The 23,835-nt window shown below is 68.8% G+C and carries 23 protein-coding genes and 2 pseudogenes; 11 read left to right on the forward strand and 14 right to left on the reverse strand.

The window, feature by feature from the left end; translation table 11 throughout:
• Positions 1–62: 62 nt before the first annotated feature.
• A complete protein-coding gene (locus HD595_RS32730; RefSeq protein ID WP_253775785.1) occupies positions 63–1,604 on the reverse strand; it encodes a LysR family transcriptional regulator in 1,542 nt (513 codons plus the stop codon).
• Between HD595_RS32730 and HD595_RS32735 the strand changes: the two genes are divergently transcribed.
• The gene (locus HD595_RS32735) at positions 1,552–2,511 is read left to right on the forward strand and encodes a YeiH family protein (RefSeq protein ID WP_253775787.1); all 960 of its coding nucleotides are present in this window, start codon (positions 1,552–1,554) and stop codon (positions 2,509–2,511) included. The two genes, HD595_RS32730 and HD595_RS32735, sit on opposite strands and share 53 nt — an antisense overlap.
• A 573-nt stretch (positions 2,512–3,084) precedes the next feature.
• Here HD595_RS32735 and HD595_RS32740 read toward each other — a convergent pair.
• Positions 3,085–3,795: a TetR/AcrR family transcriptional regulator gene (locus tag HD595_RS32740; protein WP_253775789.1), complete on the reverse strand. Its 711-nt coding sequence runs from the start codon at positions 3,793–3,795 to the stop codon at positions 3,085–3,087.
• Between the two features lie 134 nt (positions 3,796–3,929).
• On the opposite strand from HD595_RS32740, the gene HD595_RS32745 reads away from it, so the two are divergent.
• Positions 3,930–4,646, forward strand: coding sequence for a DUF4386 domain-containing protein (locus HD595_RS32745; RefSeq protein ID WP_253775791.1), 717 nt, complete (start codon positions 3,930–3,932; stop codon positions 4,644–4,646).
• 182 nt (positions 4,647–4,828) lie between these two features.
• A pseudogene (locus HD595_RS32750) lies at positions 4,829–5,009 on the forward strand (IS5/IS1182 family transposase); the annotation flags it as partial.
• A 24-nt stretch (positions 5,010–5,033) separates the two neighbouring features.
• On the opposite strand, the gene HD595_RS32755 reads toward HD595_RS32750, so the two are convergent.
• Positions 5,034–5,561, reverse strand: a complete 528-nt coding sequence (locus HD595_RS32755; RefSeq protein ID WP_253781477.1) for a hypothetical protein — start codon at positions 5,559–5,561, stop codon at positions 5,034–5,036.
• Between the two features lie 463 nt (positions 5,562–6,024).
• Between HD595_RS32755 and HD595_RS32760 the strand changes: the two genes are divergently transcribed.
• The 3 genes from HD595_RS32760 to HD595_RS32770 all read left to right on the forward strand — a co-directional run bounded on the left by HD595_RS32760 (position 6,025) and on the right by HD595_RS32770 (position 8,810).
• The gene (locus tag HD595_RS32760; RefSeq protein WP_253775793.1) at positions 6,025–6,756 is read left to right on the forward strand and encodes a hypothetical protein; all 732 of its coding nucleotides are present in this window, start codon (positions 6,025–6,027) and stop codon (positions 6,754–6,756) included.
• Between the two features lie 726 nt (positions 6,757–7,482).
• Positions 7,483–7,953 carry a hypothetical protein gene (locus HD595_RS32765; RefSeq protein WP_253775795.1) on the forward strand — a complete coding sequence of 157 codons (471 nt, stop codon included), beginning with the start codon at positions 7,483–7,485 and terminating at the stop codon, positions 7,951–7,953.
• A 305-nt stretch (positions 7,954–8,258) separates the two neighbouring features.
• Positions 8,259–8,810 carry a hypothetical protein gene (locus HD595_RS32770; RefSeq protein ID WP_253775797.1) on the forward strand — a complete coding sequence of 184 codons (552 nt, stop codon included), beginning with the start codon at positions 8,259–8,261 and terminating at the stop codon, positions 8,808–8,810.
• Between the two features lie 22 nt (positions 8,811–8,832).
• On the opposite strand, the pseudogene HD595_RS32775 reads toward HD595_RS32770, so the two are convergent.
• Positions 8,833–9,765, reverse strand: a pseudogene (locus HD595_RS32775) (IS5 family transposase); the annotation flags it as partial.
• 467 nt (positions 9,766–10,232) lie between these two features.
• On the reverse strand, positions 10,233–10,580 hold the full coding sequence (locus HD595_RS32780) for a hypothetical protein (RefSeq protein WP_253775798.1): 348 nt from the start codon (positions 10,578–10,580) through the stop codon (positions 10,233–10,235).
• A 203-nt stretch (positions 10,581–10,783) separates the two neighbouring features.
• On the opposite strand from HD595_RS32780, the gene HD595_RS32785 reads away from it, so the two are divergent.
• The gene (locus tag HD595_RS32785; RefSeq protein ID WP_253775799.1) at positions 10,784–12,013 is read left to right on the forward strand and encodes an NsdA family TPR-like regulatory protein; all 1,230 of its coding nucleotides are present in this window, start codon (positions 10,784–10,786) and stop codon (positions 12,011–12,013) included.
• A 55-nt stretch (positions 12,014–12,068) separates the two neighbouring features.
• On the opposite strand, the gene HD595_RS32790 is transcribed toward HD595_RS32785, so the two are convergent.
• Complete coding sequence (locus HD595_RS32790) at positions 12,069–12,587, reverse strand: hypothetical protein (RefSeq protein WP_253775800.1); 519 nt, start codon at positions 12,585–12,587, stop codon at positions 12,069–12,071.
• A 1,083-nt stretch (positions 12,588–13,670) separates the two neighbouring features.
• Complete coding sequence (locus HD595_RS47305) at positions 13,671–14,135, reverse strand: recombinase family protein (protein ID WP_420540766.1); 465 nt, start codon at positions 14,133–14,135, stop codon at positions 13,671–13,673.
• A gap of 174 nt (positions 14,136–14,309) precedes the next feature.
• On the opposite strand from HD595_RS47305, the gene HD595_RS32795 reads away from it, so the two are divergent.
• The 3 genes from HD595_RS32795 (at position 14,310) to HD595_RS32805 (ending at position 16,665) form a co-directional block, all read left to right on the forward strand.
• Complete coding sequence (locus tag HD595_RS32795; protein ID WP_253775801.1) at positions 14,310–14,609, forward strand: helix-turn-helix domain-containing protein; 300 nt, start codon at positions 14,310–14,312, stop codon at positions 14,607–14,609.
• 820 nt (positions 14,610–15,429) lie between these two features.
• Positions 15,430–16,185: an XRE family transcriptional regulator gene (locus tag HD595_RS32800; RefSeq protein ID WP_253775803.1), complete on the forward strand. Its 756-nt coding sequence runs from the start codon at positions 15,430–15,432 to the stop codon at positions 16,183–16,185.
• A 12-nt stretch (positions 16,186–16,197) separates the two neighbouring features.
• Positions 16,198–16,665 carry an NUDIX hydrolase gene (locus HD595_RS32805; RefSeq protein WP_253775805.1) on the forward strand — a complete coding sequence of 156 codons (468 nt, stop codon included), beginning with the start codon at positions 16,198–16,200 and terminating at the stop codon, positions 16,663–16,665.
• 414 nt (positions 16,666–17,079) lie between these two features.
• Here HD595_RS32805 and glgC read toward each other — a convergent pair whose 3' ends face one another.
• Complete coding sequence (glgC, locus tag HD595_RS32810; protein WP_253775807.1) at positions 17,080–18,315, reverse strand: glucose-1-phosphate adenylyltransferase; 1,236 nt, start codon at positions 18,313–18,315, stop codon at positions 17,080–17,082.
• A gap of 195 nt (positions 18,316–18,510) precedes the next feature.
• Here glgC and glgA point away from each other — a divergent pair, with 195 nt between their 5' ends.
• Complete coding sequence (glgA, locus tag HD595_RS32815) at positions 18,511–19,695, forward strand: glycogen synthase (protein ID WP_253775809.1); 1,185 nt, start codon at positions 18,511–18,513, stop codon at positions 19,693–19,695.
• Positions 19,696–19,795: 100 nt separating this feature from the next.
• Here glgA and HD595_RS32820 read toward each other — a convergent pair whose 3' ends face one another.
• From HD595_RS32820 to HD595_RS32845, 6 genes are all read right to left on the reverse strand, one after another.
• Positions 19,796–20,164: a PH domain-containing protein gene (locus HD595_RS32820; protein WP_175604865.1), complete on the reverse strand. Its 369-nt coding sequence runs from the start codon at positions 20,162–20,164 to the stop codon at positions 19,796–19,798.
• A 60-nt stretch (positions 20,165–20,224) separates the two neighbouring features.
• A complete protein-coding gene (locus HD595_RS32825) occupies positions 20,225–20,629 on the reverse strand; it encodes a nitroreductase family deazaflavin-dependent oxidoreductase (protein ID WP_253775811.1) in 405 nt (134 codons plus the stop codon).
• A gap of 79 nt (positions 20,630–20,708) precedes the next feature.
• Entirely contained in the window at positions 20,709–21,164 is a 456-nt protein-coding gene (locus tag HD595_RS32830; protein WP_253775813.1) for a hypothetical protein, read from the reverse strand.
• A 166-nt stretch (positions 21,165–21,330) separates the two neighbouring features.
• Positions 21,331–21,843, reverse strand: a complete 513-nt coding sequence (locus tag HD595_RS32835; RefSeq protein ID WP_253775815.1) for a GNAT family N-acetyltransferase — start codon at positions 21,841–21,843, stop codon at positions 21,331–21,333.
• 79 nt (positions 21,844–21,922) lie between these two features.
• The gene (locus HD595_RS32840; RefSeq protein WP_253775817.1) at positions 21,923–22,630 is read right to left on the reverse strand and encodes a sirohydrochlorin chelatase; all 708 of its coding nucleotides are present in this window, start codon (positions 22,628–22,630) and stop codon (positions 21,923–21,925) included.
• A gap of 269 nt (positions 22,631–22,899) precedes the next feature.
• A complete protein-coding gene (locus HD595_RS32845; protein WP_253775819.1) occupies positions 22,900–23,832 on the reverse strand; it encodes an SPFH domain-containing protein in 933 nt (310 codons plus the stop codon).
• Between the last annotated feature and the right edge of the window lie 3 nt (positions 23,833–23,835).

The following is a 23,835-nucleotide window of genomic DNA, read 5'->3' on the forward strand; positions in this document are numbered from 1 at the left end:
CCGTGCCGGATTCCGTTATCCACTAATGGTCAAGTATGGTCAACCCTCCCCTTACTCACCGGTCACCCGCCGGCCCCCTTCCCCGGCTGCCTCCGGTCTCCTGTACGGCGCTGTTCGGGCATGTGGCCGGCGTGACCCGAGGCCCCGGCGAGGCTGGCTCGACCGGGATCGACGAGGCCGGCGTGACCCGAGGCGGCGGCGAGGCGGACGAGCTCGGCCGCGGCGCCCGCCAGCCGGGTCCGGCCCCGCCACACGGCGAACAGCGGCCGCCGCCCGTCGAAGTCCGCGACGGGCACCTCGACCAGCCGCCCCTCGCGCAGCTCGGCCGCCACGGCCAGCACGCTGAGCACCGCCGGGGCGACCCCCGCCTCCACCGCCACCTTCACCGCGGCGTTCGAGGACAGCTCCAGGGCCGGGGCGGCGACGTCCCGCCCGGCCAGGAACCGATCGACGGCGTGCCGGGTGCCCGAACCGGGCTCACGCATGACGAGCGGCGCCGCCGCCAGCTCAGCGAACTCCAGAGGAGCGCGCCGCCGCGCCCAGGGATGCCGGGGCCCCACCACGACGACCATCCGGTCCTGCGCCATGAGCCGGGCGGTCAGCCCCTCCGGCACGTACGGCGACTCGATGAAGCCCACGTCGATCTCGCCCTCCTCCGCCAGGCGGCACACCTCACCCGAGTTGGCCACCCGCAGCCCCACCTCCACGTCCGGCGCGGCACGGCGCAGCGCCACGAGCCAGCCAGGCAGCAGGTACTCGGCGACCGTCATGCTGGCCGCCACCCGCACCCGGGCGTCGCGATCGCGGCGCAGCGCCTCCACGCCGGTCAGCAGCTCACCGGCCGCCTCCAACGCCACCCGGGCCCGGCCCGCGACGACCTCGCCCTGCGGGGTGAGCCGGGAACCGGTGGTCGAGCGGTGCAGCAGGGGAACGCCCAGCTCGCGCTCCAGGGTGTCGAGCCGGCGACTCGCCGACGCCTGCGTGATGCCGTGCAGCCTGGCGGCCTTGCCGAGGCTGCCGTGCTCGGCGATCAGCAGCAGCAGTTCGAGGCTGCCCAGGTCGGGCCATCGTCGGGTCATGCACTCACCGTATGACCCGCTGCGAAACCGGTGGCTACCGGGCATGCCGAAGGGTTGTGAAGATCGGCTCATGAGCGCGTCCACCAGCCCGCCCTCCGACACGCCGCCCACCCGCGCGGCGTCCACCCGCACGTCGTCCATGAGCACGGCGTCCACCCGCACGTCGTCCATGAGCACGGCGCCCACCCCCACGCCGTCCATGAGCACGGCGTCCACCCCCACGCCGTCCATGAGCACGGCGTCCACCCCTGCGTCGTCTTCGAGTGCGTCGTCCGCCCATCCCTCGTCCGCCTCTGCGGGGTCGCTGAACTCCCCGCCTGTGAGCGCGGCGTCCACCCGCACGCCGCCTACGAGTGCGTCGTCGACCCGCTCGTTCTCCACGCGCTCGCCGTCCTCCAGCCCGGCGGACACCGACTCGCCCTCCCCGCCCTCCGTCGGCGCGGTGCGCGGCGCGACCGGCGGAGGCTCCTTGGTGCCAGGGTTGCTCGTGGCCGCCGCGGGGGTCGCGGTCGCGGTGACCGTCAACGCGCTCGTGCCCGCCGTGAGCCCGCTGATGGTGGCCGTCGTCCTCGGCGCCCTCCTGGGCAACCTCGGCGCGCGGCCGGAGGTGCTGCGGCCCGGCCTGACGTTCGCCTCGGGGCGGCTGCTGCGCCTCGGCGTCGTCCTGCTCGGCGCGCGGCTCGCGGTGCCGGACGTCCTCGCCCTGGGACTCCCGGTGCTCCTGCTGGTCGTGACGACGGTGGCCGTGACGTTCTCCGGCACCTGGTGGCTCGGGACGCGGCTCGGCCTGGGCCGCGACCCCGCCCTCCTCGTGGCCACGGGCTTCTCCATCTGCGGCGCCGCGGCCATCGCGGCCATGGACGGCGTGACCGACAGCGAGAAGCGGGACGTCATGACCGCCGTCGCCCTGGTCACCCTGTACGGATCGGTCGCGATCGCCCTGCTGCCCCTCGCCGGCGGGCTCCTCCACCTGCCCGCCGAGAGCTTCGGCGTCTGGGCCGGGGCGAGCGTGCAGGAGGTGGCCCAGGTGGTGGCCACGGCGCAGACCGCCGGACAGGCCGCCCTCGCCACGGCCGTGGTCGTCAAGCTCACCCGGGTCGTCATGCTCGCCCCGCTCATCGCGGGCGTCAGCCTCTGGCGCCGCCGCACCGCCGGGCCGGGCCCCCGGGGCCGGACTCCCGTGGTGCCGCTCTTCGTCGCCGGGTTCCTGGCCGTGGTCGCCCTGCGCAGCCTCGGCGCGGTGCCGGACGGCTGGCTCGCGCCGATCAGGACGGCCGAGACGGTGCTGTTCACCGCCGCCCTCTTCGCGATGGGGACGGCCGTACGGGTGCGGGAACTGCTGAGCACCGGCCGCCGCGCCGTCGCCCTCGGGGCCGTCTCGGCGCTGCTCGTCACGCTGGTGGCACTGGCCGGAGTGCTCGTTCTGGTCTGAAGCCTCACGGGCCGGCCGAGGCGTCCAGGGTTAATGAGTGGCAGTCGTGACGATCACCTGGTTACCGTGGACGACATCCGGATGATCGACGGGCCACGATCTGACCGGCGGGAATGGCGCCCCCCGGCTGGACGGCGGCCCAGCCTCGGGCATGGCCCACGCCAGCCCCGCCCGAGGCCGCACCATCCCCGCCCGCCTGCTCAGGGGCGCAGCTATCACAGGTGACGGCACGTTGTCCGCCGGCGACTTCGGCGGGCGCTCCTGGCGCGCCCCCGGCCGACCTGGACCTGCGACCGGCCACCTTGAGGCTGCCACCGCCGGTACCGTGGGCGCCGTGGCGGGATGTACCCGGCCTGCTACGGCCGCTGGTTCACCGTGTACGGCTTGTTTTGCCGCTGGCGTGTCGCGCCGGTGGTGCCCCACGTGATCTTTCGGAACACGGCCTTAGAAGCCGCGCAGAGAGGCGGCCGGTCATGGTCGGCGTCGGGGGCGGAAACCCTGACATGGTGACGCGGTGCGAGGGGGCAGCGCGAGGATCTGTTGCCTGGTCCAGCGGGAGGTACTTCCGTCGCGTCAGAATCGCTCGGCAGACGTCCATCCCTGCCGGTGGAGTCGTTCGAAGCCGTCCAGCAGGAGGTCCAGGGCGAACTCGAACTCGAACTGGTCGTCACAGCCCTGGCCCACGACCGATTCGCCGTCGTGCGGCCGAGCCAGCACGATCTCGATGATGTGCGGGTACCGGGTGGCCATCTCGCCGAGCAGGGCCGCGAGCGCCTGGGGGTCGGCGTCGGCCGGAGCCGGCCCCGGTGAGGCCGGGAACAGTTCCTGGGTGAACCCCCATACGCGGCTGCCCAGGGCGTGCATCGCGTGGTGGGTGAGGTCGGCGGACAGGCCGCCGGCCCGGAACATGCCGATGATCGAGTTGAGGTAGTCGAGTACACCGGGGGTGGGGCTGGTTCGGGACTCGATGACGCGCGAGGCCCAGGGGTGGCGCAGGAGCGCTCGTCGTGCCGAGAGGATGCGGCGGCGGATCGCGCTCTTCCAGTCCGCGTCGCCGGCCGGGGGATCGATCTCGCCGACGATGACATCCACCATGCCGTCGAGGAGCTGCTCCTTGTTGGCCACGTGCTTGTAGAGCGCCATCGGCACGACGTCCAGCTCGTGCGCCAGGCTGCGCATGCTCAGCGCCTCGATGCCGGCGCGGTCGGCGAGCGCGACGGCGGCACGCAGCACACGGTCGCGGTTGAGGGGCTTCCGGCGCGCCGGTTCTGTCTGCTGGGTCATCTGCTGACCGCCTCCCGTTCGACCGGTCGTCGCCGATCCCCCATTGACAGGTGTACGCGGTACACCCTACTTTGGACAACCAAGGTGTACGTCGTACACCTTTGCGGCGCGACCACATCACCGAAGGAGTCCCGGTGGCCTCACCAAGAAAGCTCGCGACAGCGGCGGGCGTGTGCTACCTCGTCACCCACGTCACCTCGATCGGCGGGCTCATCCTGTACGGCCCGGTGCTGCACAACGCCGATTACATCGCCGGCCGCGGCGCGGACACTGGGGTGCTCCTGGGCGCCCTGTTCGAGGTGGTCCTCGCCATCGCGATCGTCGGCACCGCGTTCACCCTGTTCCCCGTCGCCCGGCGGCACAGCGAAGGCCTCGCCGTCGGTTACGTCGGCCTTCGCACCCTGGAGGCCGCCGTCATCACCGTCGGCATCGTCAGCCTTCTCGCGGTCGTGACGCTGCGTCAGCATCCCCCGCAGGGGGCGGACCCGGCCTCACTCCTCACCACGGGCCGAGCGCTGGTCGCGGTCCATGACTGGACGTTCCTGCTCGGGCCCAACTTCGTCTGCGGAGCCAACACGGTGGTCATGGCATACCTCATGTACCGCTCGCAGCTCGTGCCGCGCTTCATCGCCGTGCTGGGGCTGGTCGGCGGCCCGCTGATCTTCGTTTCCGCGATCGCCGAGCTGTTCGGCCTCTACCAGCAGACCTCCGGGGTGGGGGCGCTCACCGCGATACCGGTGTTCGCCTGGGAGCTGACCTTGGCCATCTGGCTCATCACCAGGGGATTCAAGCCGTCTGCCGGCACGATCGACGCCACCGCCGCCTCGCCGGCAGGCAGCGAGCGCCGCTGACGGCACGGCCCGAAGCCAAGGCTGCCGCCAACCCGGCCCCGTACGCCGGCCGAGCCTTTCCCCTGATGCCATGACATCGGCCTGCGCAGACAGGCGGCGGGCGCGGCCCGGTTGGCCGACGGGACAGGCACGAGGTTCTGTGATCATGGAGTTGCGGCGCTCTGTGATCGCTGGGGAGACCTGTGCCTGCGCTGTCATCGAGGCTGACCGAACCACTCTGGGACCAATCCGCCGCCCTGCTGCCGCAGCGGCCCCAGTTCGATCCAGCCCACCCGCTGGGCTGCCACCGGCAACCGCCGCGACGAGTGGATACAGCTCGGGCTGTTCACCCGCCTGAAGCAGATCGCGCTGGACGCCCATGACCCGGCCACCTATTTGCGCAGGCTCTTAGACGTCCGCAGCGGCGGCTTCCTCCACGGCCGTCCTGCCCACAGCGATCAACCCGGTGGCCATGATCAACCCATAGACGAGGAACGGCCAGCCATACGGCCGGCGTGGCCCCCAGTCGTCGAAGATGGTCACCACTCCCGTCACAATGACGGCCGCGGCCAAGAACCACCCGATGACACGCCCCGCCGTACGTGTGCGCCGCCATGCCAGCAGGACCGCCAACACGATCGCAAGGACGATCCCCGGCCACGCCATCAGGACGTAGTCCCAGGCGTACGGGTAGTTCACTCCATAGGTGGGATCGTCATGCTTCGTCGGGTAGATCAGTTGTTGCAGTGTCCCGTACAAGGAGCCGCCGGCGAGAGAAAGCGGGAAGGCCATGAGCATCATGGCCAGCACCCCGAACATCGCGTCGCCGAGGTGACCGTCCTGGGTGAGCCATGTCAGCGTCAGCACCGCCGCCCCGTACGAGCACGCCACCAATGCCTTCGACAGGCCGCGTACCTTGGCGATGGCTTGAATCATGAGATGCCTTCCCCGGACCACTTTGCCGCTCCGGCAGAGCGGATAAACCCAACATAGGGTGCCGGATCGGTGATGGACGCACCCGTCGCTACTGCCGAGCATCGCCACAGCCGATCGGCTGGGCTCAGCCGAAGGAGTCGTAAGGTGGGGCGAGCTGCGGTTCGTAGGCGGGCCCACGACGATACGGGTCGGTCTTAGCTTGCTCCTTGTCCACCAGACCGTTCAACTCGTTGGAGCGACGCGCTCATCCACACGAGCCCACCCCGCGACCGATTCAACCCCGGGTGGTCCAGTCGACGCATAGTCACCCGAAACAACACTCAAACGGTACGATGCGAACACCGAACCGGGCAGCTGGCCGTACCAGCAGCACCAGCGGACAGGACTTCTCCGTCAGGGGGCGTGGCCGTACCACGCCCACCAGCGGTTTTCCACGTATCTCACGTTGATGGAGAACCCGATCATGACCTCTGCGGTCCCTCGTGCCTTCCACTGCGAGCACACCCGCGCCAGGAGCAGAGTGCTCGCCCTCGTCGAGCGCTCCGGCCAGCCCGCGACCCTGCATGCCGTACTGACCTGCACCGATCCCGCCCTCGCTCAGCACGCCGCCTACCTTCTGTTCTCGGTGCTGGAGAACGGCCTGGGCCCCGCCGCCCGCGCCGAGTCGGAGCGGATCGCAGCGGCTCTGCCCGACGCGCCCGCCGCCTCCTTCCGCCGTACGCTGGCCGATGTCGTGAACGGGACCTGGACCGATGCCCCCGAGCTCGCCGCCACGTGGGAGGCCCTGCGGCGGGGCCGCGGCGACTCGGCCGGCCTCGGTGGCGACCTTGAGAGCCGCACGCCGGGCGACGCCCGCCTCGACGCCTTCCCCGGGCCGGTCGTCCGCACGATCAGCCTGCTGGAGGTGCACGTCCACGACCCGGCTCGCCTTCTCGCGGCGGCCGCCGCGACGGGCTGGAGGCCGTTCGACGCCGAGGACCTCGACGAGGACGACAGACAGGACGTCGTCGGGGCCGTCATGCACTTCGTCAACGGCCCGGAGTTCCTGCCCGGCGCCGACCAGCTGATGGACGTCGTGCAGGCGCGGCTGCTGCGCGTCGACAGGGGTGATGAGGTGAGCGATTGGAGCACCGCGCCCGTGACGGCTACGTTCGACACGGGAACGAGGTCTGACCCCGACAGCCAGGCCGGCTGATCGCTACCTCGCAGGCACATCGGCGCGGCCAAGCATGTGATCGCCTCGGCTGTGCCGGGATCTTCACACACCTGACTGGTTCTTCATCGTTCGGATTGTTGGAGTGCTGCGAGGGTGCGGCCGCGTTTGACGGTCCTGCCGACGTCGTAGCGGGGCGCGGGCCGGCGGTTGGGGATGCCGGGTGGGCGCCCCGGGCCGGCTTTGGAGGGTTTCGTGCGCTGGCCGGTTGGGCCAGGAGCAGGCGCAGGTTCCGAAACCCGCGCCGGACGCGGGCGGGCGGACGCCGCCACGGGCGGGCCGGTTTCTCCCACGGGTGACGCAGGTCTCTATTGGTTGATCACTGCGCGGGCCGGAAAGGCAGCCTGAGGGAGCAGCGGATGGCTGAGCCAGGTGTGGCTTAAGCCTACGAGGCCGTCTCCTGCCCGGTCGGCTTGACGTCCGGCGACGCGTAGGCATACGTAGCAACCTGAGTCTGAGCACGCCAGAGCGAGACTTCGCCCCCGGGAGACGGCCCGGCCGCCAAGGTGAGTGTGTCTCTGAGAACGGGCAACATTCGCGCTGTCCAGGAGCGAGTCGGGGCCCGCGGGTTTTCCGCCTACGTCGACGCCGCTGTGGAGCGCCAGATCGAGCGGGATCTTCTGGAGGAGGCGTTGCAGGCGAACGAGGCCGCTTCAGGTGTTCCCTGATCGCCTGTATTCAGATCGTGTTCTGACTTGGCCTGGTGAAGTGAGCACCAGCCATGTCGACGCCGTCACGTTCTCCGACCTGTCGAGAAACCCCCGGGCCGTCGCCGAGCGCGCGGCCCGCCTGGGACGTGTCCGGGTCACGCATCGGGACGCCCCCGACTTCTACCTCACGGCGGTGGACCGTGAGGAGGAGCGCGACCAGACGCTGGCCACGGCGTCCCGGCTTCTTCTCGCCTTGATCAAACACGATCCCACCGCGCGCGCGTTGGTCCTCGCCATGCCTGAGGTCTTCCCCTGGGTGCGCCACCTTTCCCCGGAAGAGCTTCGCGCCTTCACCTTGGAACTGGTCGAGGCACTCTCCGATGCCGCGGAGCTGGACGTTGACGTCACCACTCAAGAGGTCATCGCAGGGTGGCGGGCGACCGCCCGGATCAAGGCTGACCCTGAACGCCATGCCGGGGCCCGCAAGCCGACCGAGGGTGACTTCGGTCCGGCGGAGGTCTCAGCGTGAGCCCGAAACACGGCGATCGCGTAACGGTGCCACCGCCCGATGACGAGTGGGACGTGCGGTTCCGTACCGGCGACGCGGTCAAGGGATGGGAAATGCTGTGCCCTCATGCCGTGGCAAGTCCTATGTCGAAGGCACGGCGCCCACTGCCACGCTCACAGAGCGGATCGATGACATCGCAATGATTGGCCACGGTGATTCCGGACAACCGTCCTAGGGCCTGTACGGAGTTGAGATCAGCGGATCCGCCCTCGGCCATCGTCATGGCGTGTGGAAACTTTCGGGATGTTCTTCGCGTCTCATGCATCATGCATAAGATCGCGACGGCAGCCATCGCCGGTGTCGGCATCCTCGTCTTCTCGTCCGCCTGCGCCACGACGGAGGTGTCTGCTTCCCAGGCGTCGTGCGCGTTCACCTGGTCCAACATCAACGACCGTGACGTCCTCACCGCGGTCTCCGAGGCGAGAACGTTGGCGAAAGATGAGAAGTGGGTCCCGTCCATGCGGGTGCTGCGGTCGGGTGTCGCGCAGGTGACCGGGGTGAGGCTCGACAACCCGCAGACGGCGATCACCTCGTTGGGCAAGCGGGTCGGCCAGTCGTTGGCACTGATCGGCCAGACGTATCCGTCCAAGGGCCGTCACGGTGAGAACTCTTTCGGCGCCGCGGGACGCTACGTCGTCTACCAGGTGGCGCCTCACCTGGTAGACGCCGACTTCGTCGTGGAGTGCGGCGGGAAGCGGCTCGGCTCGGGACACGCCACCTCCTGGCAGTACGGCGACTCCGGCGGGACGGCGGAGTGCGACGTCAAGACGGGGGACGACAGCCGCATCGCCCGCATGGCGACCGAGCTGGCCTGCTAGAGCATGTACGGAGTTCTGATCTCTAGGCTGGCCGGAGGCTTCGGATCCATAGGACGGCCCCGCCTAGGTACAGGCCGGCCAGATAGCTGTCGGGTGTCTTGTCGAACCGGAAAGCCAGCCCACGCCATTGTTTGATCCGGTTGATGCAGCGTTCGGCCGTGTTGTGCTGCTTGTAGAGATCGGGAACATGGGTGACCGGCCGGCCGCCGGCAGATCCGCGCTTCTTGCGGTTGGCCGCCTGGTCGGCCTTCTCCGGATAACCGCCTTGATCCGGCGTCGACGCAGGTAGGCGCGGTTGCCGCGGCAGGAGTACGCCTTGTCCGCGGCCACCGCGCCCGGCCGATCGGCAGGCGGATCTTGATACGTTCCAGCACCGGGCGGAACTGCGGGCTGTCTCCGGCCTGACCGGCGGTCAGGACGAAGGACAGCGGACGGCATCGACCATCGGCCGCCAGATGCACCTTGCTGGTCAACCCGCCCCGGGAGCGGCCCAGCTTGGCAGCCTTCAACCGGAACCGGTATCGGCGTCGCAGCCGTCGCCGCTCGTTCCTCTCGTCGTCCCCGTCGTCGTTGTCCCTGCTCTGTTCGTCGCCGGGGTTGCCGTCAACGGCGTTTTGCCCCTTTGGCGTAGCCCTTTCCTGCTCGACGGCTTCTTCCAGCGCTGCGCTCAGCTCACCGTCCAAGACCATCCCGGCGGCATGAGGTGGGTGCGGGCGGTGGTGGAGTCGACGCTGACCAGGTCGAGGTCGGCCTGCCCCCGGGCTGCGGCCTCGCTGATCACGGCTTGCATCAGCCGCTCGAACACGCCGTCCCGCGCCCAGGAGCGGGACCGGTCGTAGGCGGTGGACCATGGCCCGTACTCCTTCGGCAGGTCACGCCACGGGCTGCCGGTACGAAACCGCCACATCACCGCGTTGAACAGCCGCCGCGGATCCGGGATCGGGCCCCGCTCACCCGGCGCACCACCGCCTCGGCTATGACGCTCTTTTCACCAGACGGACACACTCCGGACAGGCTCTTTCGGCCGTGACCGCGAAGACTAGGACCACCCACAGACGGGCAGCGGGTGCGCCACTGCCCCGCATACAGCGACGGGCGGCGTCTCGGGTTGTACAGCATGCTTGACAGCGTCGCGGCTCGGGCCGGACAAGCCGAGCCGGAATGGGCGCTCTGGCTCGCCGGGTTCCGATGGCCAGGCATAGATGAGCAGGTCATCCCAGTGCACAGGCCACCGTTGAACTCCGTTCGGGATGTCGAGAGCAGCTACGTCGAGCTTCAGAAGCGCAAGAGTGTCGTTGCGCAGGACGCCGACGATCTTTCCGCGCTGCCCCATCAGCCACGCGCCGTATGCGCGTGTGCGTGCGGGACTATGGAGCAGGTCAATGATCTTGGCTCTGCCTCCGATGGCTGCGCGGTGATTTGTCATTGTTTGGGCTCGGCGATGACCGTGGACAGTGGGTGGTTCGCGCGGAGGTCGGCGTACCGGAAGGCGATGCGGCGGGCGGCACGAGCCGGCTCGACAGCGGGATGCCAGGCGTAGATCACGCGCTTGCGGTCGGCGTCCCAGCCTGTCCGCCACCAGTAGCGTTCACCGTCGCACCACACCACCAGACTGACCCAGACCGACACCAGCGCCAGCCCGTACCCAATGTGTACGTCGGCCAGGATTCCCACCCCGCTCAGCTCGGCGCGAAGTTCTTCGGCGGCATCGTTCGCGGCCGATGACCTGGCATCCGAAGCCGTGCGCCGACTCCCGGATCGCATCTCCACTCTCGGGACCGGGACGCCTCTAGAGTTCTCCATGGGTCGCACCTCCAGTGTGCGATCAAGGGACCCGTACGGCGTGCGCGCGCCTACGGGTCCCGCTCGTGTGCAGCACTCTCATGAGATCGCCGAGGCGTCTCCCATCGGCAGTTCGAGTAGGGGAGACTGGGGGAGACACGCGGGTCCCCCGAGTTCCCGAGGTGCATGCCATGGACAGCGTTCCGGCCTGGGCCGCACGGCTACGTGCCGCAAGGCGCGGCAAGTTGTGGACGCAGCGGGAGATGGCCAAGCAGCTTGCCGAGGCCGCTGACAGCCGCACCCGCGCCCGGCTGCCCGAACGGGAATCCCTCACACGGATGATCAAGGACTGGGAAGCGGGCAGGCACCAGCCCAAGGATCCCTACCGAGTGCTCTACTGCCGGGTGTTCGGCATGGAGGAAGCCGAGTTGTTCGGCGCTGAGGCCAGCGGCGCGGTCTCTCGTGTGTCTTTCGACGGGGATGAGATTGAAGCGCTGGAGCTGACCCGGCGTGTCGCTGCAAGCGACGTGGGCGCCGAGACGCTCGACCGGCTGGAGGCAGCCGTTGACGACCTCGCGACCGCCTATCCGGTGACCCCGCCGCCCGAACTGCTCAACCGGGTCCGCCGGCACCTGTCCTACGTCTCGCATCTCTTCGACGCCAAGAAGACGCTCCACGAGCATCGACGTCTTCTCGCGGTCGGCGGCTGGCTGTCATTGCTCACCTCCACGTGCCATATCGACCTTCGGCAGTTCCGGGCGGCGAGCACATGGTTGCGGACAGCCTCCCAGTTGGCCGGCCACGCCGAGCATTCCGAGATCGCGGCATGGTGTCTGGAGACGGAGGCATGGCAGGCTGTCACGATCGGCGACTACCGCCGTGCTCTGAGCCTCTCCCAGGGCGCGCAGACGATCGCGCCACGCGGTAGCTCCGTCTACATACAAGCGACCGCTCAGGAGGGGCGGGCATGGGCCCGACTGGGAGCCGGTCCGGAGACCCGGGACTCGCTGCGCCGCGTTGACCGGCTCGTCGCGCCCCTGCCGATGCCCGAGCGGCCCGAGCACCATTACCGCTACGACCCTTCCAAGAGGGACGCCTATGTCGCGACCACACTTTCCTGGCTCGGGGACCCGGCGGCCGAGAGGTACGCAAGGCAAGTGCTCACCCGTCTGGAGTCCGCTGCCGATGGCACGGTTCGCGCGAGGAGGGCAGTCTCCGCCCGGCTCGACCTCGCGCTCGCTCTGCTGGCCGCTGACCAGCCAGACGAGGCAGGGCAGATCACGCTTGCTGCCCTTACCAGCGGGTCCCTGGTGCCATCCAGCTATTGGCGAGCACGAGAGGTGATCAACGCCATCGAGGCGCGCCGTGTCCCCGAAGCCGGAGAATTGCGCGAGGCGTACCGGGAACTGGCCGGCACTTAAACAGAACACAAGGGGAAGCCCCGCGTCGATGGTTGCGAGCCTCCCCTTCGCAAGATCACGGGGAGAGATAGAGGCTTGCACGCTGCGCCTGCCCTCGTGCGGCCGCATCCAGCACCTGTTGCGAGGCTGCATTCATGAACTCTTGGAGAGCGATGAGTGCTTGATCACGGCCAGCGTTTAGCTCCGTCTGATCTGCCGAGGAATAGATCCTCCACGCGGCATCTAGCGCCTGGGTGGCGAGGTGATTCAGTGCCGGGTCCGCTGTGACGAGCTGGAGTCTGAACAGCGCAGACTTGGCGCTCGCTCGCCGCGCGAACGAGACCTCACGTGCCGCCACATCCGCCGGCCCGTCAGGATCCTCCTTGTGCTGATGCCACCGATCGTTTTGACTATAGCGATACGACGTCAGGGCGTCGGCGAAGGTGCTGTAGGTAGCCAGCCGTTCCTGCCACAAGCGCTCATCCCACGCATATCGCCTAGCCTGCCGGGCGGTACGTAGCTGGAAGACATAGGTGGCTGAAGCGCCTAACAGCGTACCGGCGATCGCGATCAGACTTGCTAGAGCGTTCCCCATCTCACCAGTGGAGCACGAGCGAGGCTCTGGCCGCCGCCCCTCTTCAGGAGTTCGATTGACTTAGCAGGAGATGGCCGCTCTCTACGCGCACTTTCGTTCAATCCCGCGAGCAGTGGCGATGCGCTAGCGTGGGCCAGTTCGGCCCAGAAAGGCTCCGTGTGGTGGAGGCCGCACAGCGTCAGGAAAGTGGTATCAATGCGCGATTCGATCAGGCGCTTGTGCCGGTGGAAGCATCGATGCTGGTCTTCAGCAGGTGAGCCGTGAAGGCGGATGAGGTGTACTGGACCCGTGCTCTAGTCCGTAGGGAACGCGGGAACAGCCAGCGTCTCTTCCTGGTCTACCCCCAGCCCCAACCGTCCGTAAGCATCCATTGGACGGCGAGAAGCCAATTTATGGCCAAAGTAAATGGGTACCAACCATGAGAGCACGCAGGAATTTATTCTTTGGGCCAGACATGATTTTAAAGAGGTATATCTGTGCGGCTACGATACTCCCAGCCAAGCCGACGAGCGTTCCCCATGTCGCCGTGTCTCCGATCACACCTAGGACATCCCATCCGAGAGGATGTGGCTTCCCGCGTACTTTTGTAAGCTCCCACGCCACCGCAGAGACTCCGAGAAGTGTTCCATAGATCGCGCCCACTCCTGCACGCTGTGCAACTAATTGCACCATTCTCCGCGCATCCGCTGATCGGGTCAGTCGCAAGGCGGCGGTTGCGACAGCGGTCAGAGTGCCTATGGAAACCGATATAGGAATACCGACGGCACTCCCTATCAGGGCTTTGACTACAGTAAGATGCGATTGATTTCCTGGGTTAACCACAACATTTGAAAATGCGTATCCCAGAACGTTAACGGCTAGGAACAGCAAGAGTGCTACCGCGTTCGTTGGGTACAGCTCGCCCGCGCCGGGTGTGCCCATATCGTCCGTTTCATCCGGACTGATACGCGACCCTGCATCCTCTGATTTCCGGACCTGGGCAGTGACTTGCGGCCTTCTCCTGCTTCTGCGGCTTCGATCGCCCTTGCCCATGCATCATTCCCTTGATCATTGGATGTGGCGAAAGGCAGTCCAGACTCAAGGCTAGCCAAACCGTTGCAGCACCCATAGTCCCTTTCTTGTCATGCCAGGACCGCTTTTGCCGTTCGGCCTTGTGCTCTGCCGGGCGGCGGCTCCGAGCGTGCGGGCGACTAGTCGTCCGATAGGGGTGGCCAGGTCGATCTCTCCAGTGACGGTGGCGAGTCGATGCCGCGCCGGTCGGCTAGGTCGATGACGTCTTCCAACTCGCCTGGGATCCTGTCGCCTGTCCACACGCCAGCATATGATCGCGTCTACCGTTCGGGCTTGGATGCCGCCGAGAAGTCGTTGCCGCGCAGGGCACGGGCTTACGGAGCGCGCGCTGACGTCGTTGTCGGAGTAGACGCCGACGGCCTGCCAGTCTCGGTGTATACCGGGGCTCGGCAGTCGGCTTCGTGGCGGGCAGCCTTCCGCAAAGTCACATAAACCCACGCTCGTAGGGACCGGGGTTTTTGGTCCGGTGGGCATCATTTCCACCGGTGAGTGACTGATGAATCTGGACACTCCGTGCTGACGACCGCGGATATGTCGTCCGGTGGCTGTCTCTCGGAAGACGCGGATGAGGGAAGATCGAAAAGTGGATCGGGTACGTCGGGGCGCTGTATAGATGCATCGATGAGGCGACGCGGTGGACGAGGAGTCGTGATGACCGAGCGGACCGCTTGGAAGGACCTCAGGGACCAGCGGATGGCTGAGCCAGGTGCGGCTGAAGCCTTCGAGGCGGCCCGCCTTGCCTTTGAGCTCGGTCGGACGGTACGGCAGATGCGGGAAGCCCGTGGGTGGAGCCTGAGTGAGTTGGCCGGTGTGGCTGACATGACGCAGTCGGCGGTGGCGAGCGTCGAAGCCGGTGGCACTGTGCCGACGTTGCCGGTTCTTGAGCGCCTGGCCAGGGCTCTGGACGCTGATCTGGAGGTACGCATCAGCCCACGCGCTCCAGCAGCGTGATCTGATTCATGTGTGCAACCTGCTATCACCAGCAGGCTCCGGAAAATCAGTCTGCCGCCCCGCTTCCGATGCTCGGGCTTGGAGGCCTCCGCTCCAGGTCGGGTTGCCATCGGATTAACGGATTACCCGGGGGGAGCGCGACTTCTGGAGCCTGATCTCAGCCTGAAGGTTCCCGGCCAGTTCCCGCAAGGTCGCTCCGCAGCGGACATTGGAGAGCCCGCTGCCGCTCGGCACGAGGGTGACTCGGTATGCGACCCAGCCGCCGGCCATGTCGGTGATGTGCCACCCGGGGAACCTGCTGAGCACTTGTTGCATGGTCAGGTTCATGGCTGCACGTCTGCTATGAGCCCCGAGTGCGGATGCGATCTGCGCAGCTCCGCGTAGCGCAGGGCGACGCGCCGTGCTGCTCTTTCTGGCTCTGAGAGCGGGTGCCACGCATAGACGGCGCGCTTCCGCCCTGGCTCCCAGCCCGTACGCCACCAGAAGGCGTCATGGTGGCACCAGACGATGAGCCCGACCCAGACAGAGATGAGTGCGATGCCGTAACCGTCGTGCACGTCGCTGGAGATGTTCAGGTGGATCAACTCTCGCTGCAGTTGCTGGGCCGCGTCCAGCGATGTGACGACCTGTGGGCCGGGGAGCGCGTGCTGCGGGTACATCCACCTACCTCCGGTGACTTCGGTGCCAGTACGGCCAAGTGAAGCCAGATGGGCGGGACCTTTGAACTTCGCCGCTGCCCGTTGTCGGGACGTGTTGAGTCACAGAGAAACGTCCCGAGACGGCCTTGAAACGTCCCGGGCGTTAACGTCCACTGGAGTGCGTGAACGAGCGCCTACGCACAGCGATGCTCCGCCATGGTGTGGCCCTGGAAGACCTGGCCGAGACCTGTGGTGTCGAGCCGAAGACCGTCGAGCGCTGGATCAATACAGGCCGCGTCCCGCACCGGCGGCACAGGTGGGCGGCAGCGAAGTTACTGACCGCTGACGAGACGTACCTGTGGCCTGACGTGCTGGAGAGCAGTCAAGCACGCCGAGGCAGGGCGAACAGGTCGGAACTCGTGGAGGTCTTTCCCGACCGCGCCAGCGTGCCTCGCGAGCTGTGGCTGCGGCTCCTGATCGACGCTCAGGAACGGGTGGACGTCCTGGTCTTCTCAGGGACGTTCTATGCCCAGACGCAGCCGAAGATCGCTCGACTGCTGACCGAGGCTGCGCAACGCGGTGTCACGATCAGGTTGTGCTTCGGCGATCCCAACGCACAGGCCGTGGAGACGCGCGACCGCGAGGAGGGGCTCGGCGGGACCTTGGCCGCCAAGATCCGCTCGTCACTTACGTACTACCGGACCTTGCCCGACCTGGACGGCTGTGAGATTCGGCTGCACTGCACGACGCTGTACGCCTCGCTGTTCCGCTACGACGATGACATCCTGGTCAACCCGCACGCGTACGGCGAGCCGGCCTCGGCGAACCCGACCTTCCACTTCCGCCGCCTCGACGGCGGGACAATAGCTGATCACTACACGTCATCGTTCGAGCGAGTCTGGGCCGAAGCCGTTCCATGGTCCGGCGCGGAGATCTGAGAGGCGACCCATATGGGACGAGTCGAGTACTGGAACGACCCGGACGCCCCCAAGGCGAACAGCCTGGTGCCGGCCTGCGGGACGGTCACCGTGGACGACGCGGGACGCATCCTCATGCAGCGCCGACGGGACACCGGCCAATGGGCGTTGCCCATGGGCAAGATGGAGATCGGCGAGACGCCCTCGCAGTGCGCCGTGCGGGAGACGGAGGAGGAGACCGGCGTCCGAGTCGAGCCGGTCGGCATCCTCGGGATCTACTCCGACCCCGGTCACATCGTGGCCTACACCGACGGTGAGATCCGCCAGGAGTACGAGGTCATGCTGATCGCCCGTCCAGTCGGTGGCCAGCCAGGGGCCAACGATGAGGCGAGCGACGTGCGGTGGGTCGAGCCGGGCGAACTGCACACCCTGGACATCCACCCCACGCAATGGCGGCAGCTCAACGACTACCTGGAGCAGAGGCATCCCCACATCGATTGACCCAGACCACCGGGACGCCGGGCGAGGCGGTCTTCGGCGACGATCACCACGCCTTCAACTGCCGTGTCGTTGTGGAGTTCGCCGGCCCCCCAGCGTCCGTAGCGTGGCCTCGAAGTCATGCGCACGACGTCGGCTTTGGCGGCCGACTTGTCGTTGCTCGTGTACTCGTGGACGACCGTCCACCCCTGTCGCGTCGCCGTATCCCGGTTGAGCCTGTGCTGGTCCTGCGTACCAGCTCTCTGCCGTCGAGGTGGCCGGCGCTCGGGGGTCCGGGGGCCGGGAGGCCCCCGGCTAGGGGGTGTGGGGGAGCTTGGCTCCCCCACTGTCACAGCCCGAGCCCCATCGCGCGAAGCGCGCCTCCGTGAGGACCTTGCTTTTAAAGCCCTGCAAGCCCCTTCGTGGCCGGGCGCCCCGTCAGCGTTCGACGATCTCGTTCTTGCCGATGACCACGACCCCGCCGCGGGTCAGCGCGAAGCGGGTGCGGTCGTACTCGAGGTCGAAGCCGATGCGCGCCCCGTCGGGGATCACCACGTTCTTGTCGATGATGGCCCGCCGGACGATGGCGCCCCGGCCCACCTTGACGTTGTCCATGAGCACGGAGTCCTCCACCAGCGAGTGCGAGTGGAGCACGACCTTGGGCGACAGGCAGGAGCGGATCGCGGTGCCGCCCGAGACGATCACGCCCGGCGACACGAGCGAGTCGATCGCCCGGCCGACCCGGTCGCCGTCGTTGTGCACGAACTTGGCCGGCGGCAGCGGGTCGTGGCCGGTGTGGATCGGCCACTTGTCGTTGTACAGGTTGAAGATCGGGTGAGCCGAGATGAGGTCCATGTGGGCTTCGTAGTAGGCGTCGAGCGTTCCCACATCGCGCCAGTAGCCCCGGTCGCGTTCGGTGGAGCCCGGCACGACGTTGTTGGCGAAGTCGTAGACGTCGGCGCCGCCCGACTTGACCATCATCGGGATGATGTTGCCGCCGAGGTCGTGCTTGCTCGTCGGGTCGAGCGCGTCCTCGCGCAGCGCGTCGATCATGGCCTGGGTGCGGAAGACGTAGTTGCCCATCGAGGCGTACACCTCGTCGGGCGAGTCGGCGAGACCCACCGCGTCCTTCGGCTTCTCGCGGAACGCCACGATCCGGCGGCCCTGCGGGTCGGTCTCGATGACGCCGAACTGGTCGGCCAGCGACAGCGGCTGGCGGATGGCGGCCACCGTGACGTCGGCCCCGGAGTCCTCGTGCTGCTCGACCATCTGCCGGGGATCCATCCGGTAGATGTGGTCGGCGCCGAACACGATGACGTGGTCGGGCATCTCGTCGTAGATGAGGTTCAGGTTCTGGAACAGCGCGTCGGCCGAGCCGGAGAACCAGCGCGGTCCGAGCCGCTGCTGCGCCGGCACCGGCGTGACGTAGTTGCCGAGCATGGCCGTCAGCCGCCAGGTGCGCGAGACGTGGCGGTCGAGACTGTGGTTCTTGTACTGGGTCAGTACGACGATCTGCAGGTAACCGCCGTTGGCGAGGTTGGACAGGACGAAGTCGATCAGACGGTACATCCCCCCGAACGGCACGGCCGGTTTCGCCCGGTCCGCCGTGAGAGGCATGAGCCTCTTCCCCTCGCCACCTGCCAGTACGACCGCAAGCACCCTCCGGGACCTCATGTGCAGGACGCTACCCCCTACGAGCCGATCTATCGACGTGACCCCGTACCGGAGTGTCACTTTTCTTAAGATTTTGGTGATTTCTCCTTGCCGGTCGGCCGCAATGACCTCGGCCGTCCCGCGGCGGAGCGGTGGTGGACGGCGAGTCGTACGCCGGTGTGTCCTTGATGGGCGGGATGCTCGTAAGGTCGTCTCATGCGCGTTGATCTGCTCAGCCGGGAGTATCCGCCAGAGGTGTACGGCGGCGCCGGAGTCCACATGGAGTACCTGGCGAGCCGCCTGCGCCGCCTGGCCGACGTCCGGGTGCGGTGCTTCGGCGCCGACCGCGACATGCCGGGCGTGTCCGCCTACCGGGTGCCCGGCGGGCTGGAGCGGGCCAACGCGGCGCTCCAGGTGCTGGGCGTCGACCTGGAGATGGCCGCCGCCTGCGAGGGCGCCGACGTCGTCCACTCCCACACCTGGTACGCCAACTTCGCCGGACACGTCGCCAAGCTGCTGTACGGCGTCCCGCACGTCGTCACCACGCACAGCCTCGAACCGCTGCGCCCGTGGAAGGCCGAGCAGCTCGGCGGCGGCTACGCGATCTCCTCCTGGGCCGAGCGAACCGCCCTGGCCGCCGCGGACGCGGTGATCGCGGTGTCGGAGGGCATGCGGCGCGACGTGCTGGCCGCCTACCCGGAGATCCCGCCGGAGCGGGTCAGCGTGATCCACAACGGCATCGACACCGCCGAGTACGCCCCCGACCGGGACGACGCGGTGCTGAAGAAGCACGGCGTGGACCCCGCCAAGCCGTACGTGGTCTTTGTGGGCCGCATCACCCGGCAGAAGGGCCTGGTCCACCTCCTGCACGCGGCGCGCTCCCTCGACCCCGGCGCGCAGCTCGTGCTCTGCGCCGGCGCGCCCGACACGCCGGAGATCGCCGCCGAGGTGACCGGCCTGGTCCGCGCGCTCGAACGCGAGCGCGAGGGCGTGGTGTGGATCTCCGAGATGCTGCCCAAACCCGAGGTGATCCAGCTCCTGACGCACGCCACGGTGTTCGTGTGCCCCTCGGTGTACGAGCCCATGGGCATCGTCAACCTGGAGGCCATGGCCTGCGAGACGGCCGTCGTCGCCACCGCCACGGGTGGCATCCCCGAGGTGGTCGCCGACGGCGAGACCGGGCTGCTCGTGGCGGTCGACCAGGGCCCCGACGGCACCCCGCACGACCCGGAGCGCTTCGCCGCCGACTTCGCCGAGCGGGTCAACGCCCTGCTGGCCGACCCGGAGCGGGCCCGCCGGATGGGCGAGGCCGGGCGCGCGCGGGCGATCGGGCACTTCTCGTGGGAGCGCATCGCCGAGCGCACCCTGGAGCTGTACGCCTCGCTGACCGGGCCGCGCTGACGGGGCCGCGTTGACCGGGCCGCTGACGGGGCCGCGTTGACCGGGCCGCGTTGAGCCGGACGGCGCCCGGCCCCGGCGAGGGGCCGGGCGCCGCGGGCCGTCAGCCCTGGGAGATGTGGTGGAGGATCACGTCGTGGACGTGGTGCGCCTTGTTCTCGCCGCGGAAGTCCACCTCGTAGGTGTGCGTCCCGACGTGGATGGCGATCGCGCCCGAGGAGAAGAACCCGCCGGCGAACGACTTGTTGCTGACCACGCTCACCGCGGAGATCTTCCCGTACGGGATGCTCGTGAGCGCGACCTTCTTGCCGACGAACGACGTGTCCTGCACGATCACGCGGCGGTCGGTGAGGCCGAGGAAGCCGGTTCCCGCCCCGATGGCGTCGTAGACGGCGACGATCCGTTCGCCCGGCAGGAGACCGCTTTCGATCTGCCTGAGCTGTTCTTTCCGATCATAGGGAATGTCAGCCATGCCGGGGCAACGAACGGACCCGGCCCGCCGTTCCGCCGGGCCGGGTTTGTCACCCGCGGGTCAGCGGAGCGGCTCCAGGACGACGACCGGGATCTCGCGGTCGGTCTTGGTCTGGTACTCGTCGTAGTCGGGCCACGTGCGGGTCATCAGGGCCCACAGCTCCGGCTTCTCCTCGGGGATGGCGGTGTGCGCGCGGGCCGTGAACTTGTCGCCCTTGACCTGCACCTCGACCTCGGGGCTCTGCTCCAGGTTCTTGTACCAGTCGGGATGCTCGGGGTCGCCGCCCTTGGACGCCACGACGACGTAGGCGTCGCCGTGCTTCTGGTAGATGAGCGGCGTCGTGTACGGGCGGCCCGAACGGCGGCCCTTCGTGGTCAGGAGGAGGACCGTCGTGTTGTTCCAGTCGTGGCCTTCCTCGCCGTTGGTCTGCTGATAGCGCTGAACGTGTTCCTGGCCGAAAAGCATGAGGGCCGACTACCCGCGACGCGGGGCATGTCACCGCCGGCGGCCCGGTCTGTACGAGGACTTGACCGGCCGCCCGGGGTCAGAGGTAGGGGCGGGTGACCGTGACCAGGTCGGGGACGGCGTCACGGGTGTCGACGTAGAGCGCGGCGTCGGGGGTGCGCTCGCGCACGTCGCGGTCGCGGATCGCGAACACGGCCGGAGGGACGCCCGCGTCGCCGTAGCGGCCGGTGACCGCCGTGGAGATCGCCCGCCGCACGTCGGCGACCACGCCGCGCGTCGTGTGGCCGGGCCCGGAGGCGGCGAGGTAGCCGAGCAGCGCGGCGAAGCGCTGCTCGGCCCCGGCGCCCGGCGCCTGCCGGGCGGTGCCGGGCCGGTCGAGCCAGAACACCTTGCCGGCCAGGAACGCCTCGTAGCTCACGCCGTCATGGTCGAGCGCGCGGGCCGTCTCGGCCAGCAGCGCGCCGAACTCGGCCAGGTCGGCGCCCGGCGGCAGGTCCGTCGTGACGAACAGGGGCACGATCAGCGAGTCGAGCATGTCTGTGATCCCTCCGTGAGGAGGCTCATCGTAGAGGGACCCACCGACAATCCCCGATGGCGACGCACCGCCGCGTCAACCCCGTGGGCTACGGGGATCGCGACACCCGCCGTCATTCCCGTACACAACCGCTCCGCCTGTCAACCGTGGCCGCCCCGGCGCCGGGTCAGCGGTCGGTCCACTCGTCCTCCAACGCCGAGTGGACGATGGAGTCGCGCCAGCCGTCCGGGGTCGGCAGGTGGTGGCGGATGCGGCCCTCCTCGACCATGCCGGCGGTCAGCATCGCGAGCTGGGCGGGCAGGTTGTCGGGGGAGCGGGCGCCCCAGACGCGGTGCAGGCCGAGCTGCTTGAAGCCGAACGACAGCAGCAGCCGGATGAGGTCGGTGCCCATGCCGCGGCCCCACTGGTCGGGACGCAGCCCGAGGCCGATCTCGGCGCTGTGCGGCAGGTCGGCCTCGACGTGCAGCCGGGCGACGCCGATCACCTCGTGGTGGTCGGAGTCCTCGACCGCGAGGACGTACAGGCGGCGCGGCTCCTCCTCCGCCGCCTCCAGGGCCTCCTTGACGAGCGCCCCCACCTGGTCGGAGGTGAGGGCGCCGAAGGGCATGAAGCGCGTCGCGGCGGGGTCGCCGTAGACGGCGTGCAGCGCCGGCACGTCGGCCTCCGTGACGTCACGCAAGCACAAACGCGCACCTTTGCACTGCACGCGGCGCATGGGGAGAAGTAAACGCGAGTTCTGCGATCTCCACAAGCCCTTGTCAAGTGGCGAGTTGACTACCGTAAGCCCGGGCGACAAGTTCGGCGATGGCGCCGTGCGCGCCGAGCGGCTCGGCGTGCCCGGCCTCGATCTCGGCGGCGGCCCGCTCCAGGGCGTCCGGGGCGAGCTCGTGACCGATCACGCAGGGCGCGATGGCCAGCCGTTCGGCCCCGGCGGCGCGCAGCCGCTGGGCGGCCACGCTCACGCCCGGCTCGCTGTCGAGCGAGGCGGCCACGACCGGCAGCGTCAGCCGGGAGGCGAGCAGCACGGCCGTGGCCTGGACGGCCTGCACCGCCCGCGCGCCGCCGGCGGTGCCGAGGATGACCGCGTCGACGGGGCTGGAGACGTTGAGCAGGCGCACCCGGTCGGCCCGGGCCAGGCCCTTCTCGGCCAGCCTGATGTGCAGGGCCTCGGCCAGCAGCGGGTGCGGGCCGAGCGCCTCGGTGACCACCGCGCCGGTGCCGGCGGCCGCCACGGCCTTGTCGATCTCGGCGAGGACGGCCGGGTCGTCCCAGGTCAGCAGCGGCACGACGACGGCGTCGCGGCCGGAGGGCAGGGAGCCTGTCAGGTCGGCGACCGTCGCCAGGCGCACCTCGATCTGGGGGTTGTCCACCCGCACGACCGCGGCGATCTCCGCGGCCACGCCGGAGGCGTCGCCCGGCGCGGCGAGCACGAGCACGGGGGCGTCCGGCGGCAGGGACGTGGGCACGGGACGGCGGTGGCGACCGCCGCCCGGGCGGGGGGAACGTTCACGTACAGGCAGGCTCACAGGCGCGCAGTTTATGCGCAATGGATGCCCGGTGTTCTGGGAATCGGCAGCGATTCAATCACAACGTCCGCTTCGCTCCCGGCCCGTTCGCCGCCCGCTCCGCCGCGGCCCCCGCGGTCGCGGCGGGCGGGACGGTGAAGATCGGCGAGCCGGGAGCGGAGGATCGGCGCGCCGGGCTCGCGAAGATCGGCGCGCCGTGCCAGGGAAGATCAGCGGGCCGGGACGACGACCGATTGCGGGTTGCCCGGGGCGTACACCGTGATGCCCTGCGGCAACGACCTGAGCTTCTCGATCTCGGCGCACGCCGGGCACTTGTCGTAGCCCTCCTGGCGCGCCCGGTTGGCCGCGGCCTCGGCCTTGGCCTGCTCCACCTTCGCCTGGGCCTCCGACACGGCGGCGCCGGCCGACAGCGACCGGTCCACCGCCTTCTGCACCTCGGCCGGGAGCGTCACCCTGGCCAGCGTGAACCGCAGCCCGGTCAGGAAGTCGCCGCCCAGCGTGCCGGGCAGTTCGCGGGCGAGCGTGGCGTTGACCGCGTTCTGCACCTTGACCAGGTTGGTGTTGCTGCTCTGCGGCCGGAGCGCGGTGCTCTCCAGCAGCGAGCACGACGGCACCAGCTCGCCGCACCGCATGGCGCCGATCTCCGAGCGCAGCGCGTTGTCGATGACCGGCCGCACCGCCTGGCCGAAGAAGGCGCTCCAGCCCTCGTCGCCCTCCCACGGGTAGAGCGCGGCGTCGCCCTGCGCGCGGAAGGTGCGGGTGCCGTACTTGTCGTCGAACGTCTTGAGCGTCTCGTGGTCGAGGTTGAGGGTGAAGTACAGGGTGCCCTCGATGCCGAGGTTCACGCCGTCGCTGCTGGGCACCGTCACGACGTCCACGCCGAGCGTGGTGGCCCGCCGGGGGTCGGCGGTGATCGTGTAGAAGCGCTGCTGGGCCGGGTAGCCGTGCGTGGACGACCACCAGCCGGTCCAGGTCAGGCCGGAGGCCGGGTCGATGACCTGGCGCACCTTGTTGTCGTCGAACGGGCCGCCGTCGCGGACCACGGCGACCTCGCCGCCGTCGGTCCGCTCCAGCCCGGTGACGAGACCGATGAGCGCCGGGACCGACAGGATCGTGGCGATGACGAGCAGGGCGGTTCTCACAGG

Origin of the sequence: Nonomuraea roseoviolacea subsp. carminata (genome assembly GCF_024172185.1) — a bacterium.
GTDB lineage: Bacteria > Actinomycetota > Actinomycetes > Streptosporangiales > Streptosporangiaceae > Nonomuraea > Nonomuraea roseoviolacea.

Bases quoted from the DNA above. Each gene is read 5' to 3' on its own strand.
- HD595_RS32740 (WP_253775789.1), bottom strand. From the start codon at position 3,795: ATGACCCAGCAGACAGAACCGGCGCGCCGGAAGCCCCTCAACCGCGAC.
- HD595_RS32755 (WP_253781477.1), bottom strand. From the start codon at position 5,561: ATGATTCAAGCCATCGCCAAGGTACGCGGCCTGTCGAAGGCATTGGTG.
- HD595_RS32760 (WP_253775793.1), top strand. From the start codon at position 6,025: ATGACCTCTGCGGTCCCTCGTGCCTTCCACTGCGAGCACACCCGCGCC.
- HD595_RS32770 (WP_253775797.1), top strand. From the start codon at position 8,259: ATGCATAAGATCGCGACGGCAGCCATCGCCGGTGTCGGCATCCTCGTC.
- HD595_RS32785 (WP_253775799.1), top strand. From the start codon at position 10,784: ATGGACAGCGTTCCGGCCTGGGCCGCACGGCTACGTGCCGCAAGGCGC.
- HD595_RS32790 (WP_253775800.1), bottom strand. From the start codon at position 12,587: ATGGGGAACGCTCTAGCAAGTCTGATCGCGATCGCCGGTACGCTGTTA.
- HD595_RS47305 (WP_420540766.1), bottom strand. From the start codon at position 14,135: ATGATGCCCACCGGACCAAAAACCCCGGTCCCTACGAGCGTGGGTTTA.
- HD595_RS32795 (WP_253775801.1), top strand. From the start codon at position 14,310: ATGACCGAGCGGACCGCTTGGAAGGACCTCAGGGACCAGCGGATGGCT.
- HD595_RS32805 (WP_253775805.1), top strand. From the start codon at position 16,198: ATGGGACGAGTCGAGTACTGGAACGACCCGGACGCCCCCAAGGCGAAC.
- glgC (WP_253775807.1), bottom strand. From the start codon at position 18,315: ATGAGGTCCCGGAGGGTGCTTGCGGTCGTACTGGCAGGTGGCGAGGGG.
- glgA (WP_253775809.1), top strand. From the start codon at position 18,511: ATGCGCGTTGATCTGCTCAGCCGGGAGTATCCGCCAGAGGTGTACGGC.
- HD595_RS32820 (WP_175604865.1), bottom strand. From the start codon at position 20,164: ATGGCTGACATTCCCTATGATCGGAAAGAACAGCTCAGGCAGATCGAA.
- HD595_RS32825 (WP_253775811.1), bottom strand. From the start codon at position 20,629: ATGCTTTTCGGCCAGGAACACGTTCAGCGCTATCAGCAGACCAACGGC.
- HD595_RS32830 (WP_253775813.1), bottom strand. From the start codon at position 21,164: ATGCTCGACTCGCTGATCGTGCCCCTGTTCGTCACGACGGACCTGCCG.